At 64.5% G+C, this 440-nt stretch carries 2 protein-coding genes; one reads left to right on the top strand and one right to left on the bottom strand.

The window, feature by feature from the left end; genetic code table 11:
• The coding region (locus AC1DYK_RS35835; RefSeq protein ID WP_478170591.1) for a hypothetical protein at positions 1–238 on the bottom strand (238 nt) is incomplete at its 3' end.
• Between the two features lie 4 nt (positions 239–242).
• Between AC1DYK_RS35835 and AC1DYK_RS35830 the strand changes: the two genes are divergently transcribed.
• The coding region (locus AC1DYK_RS35830) for a hypothetical protein (protein ID WP_478170590.1) at positions 243–440 on the top strand (198 nt) is incomplete at its 3' end.

Here is a 440-nt window from a genome sequence, read left to right as displayed (position 1 = left end):
ACGTCATCGTGGGGACGTCGAAGACCATCAGGTACCCGATCGTCATGACGATCAAGGACAACTCAGGGGTGAAGGGGGTGACCCGGGTCAGTACGTTCGGCTCCAGCAGCGGTAGTGGGGTCGCGGAGCAGGACGGTGCCGTGACGTGCGTGAAGCAGAGCACCACGACGTCGGTCTGCACCGCGATGATGAAGATCGTCCCGGGCTGGATGCCCGGGTACTCGACCGAAGACGCCAACGTGATGGCTGGGGCGTGGACGGTGAACGCCACGGTCAAGGCCAACGACGGTGACTACTGGATTTCCGACGGCATCGCCTCGTACAAGGTCAAGCGCGCCGCGACCCTCGTCACCAACGCCTCGCCCGAGCCGGTGAAGAAGGGCGGCAAGCTCACCGTCACCGGCAAGCTCACGCGGGCGCACTGGGAGGACCTGAAGTAC

The organism is Variovorax sp. P2_H12 (assembly GCF_056403395.1).
This window is presented reverse-complemented; position numbering and strand designations above follow the sequence as displayed.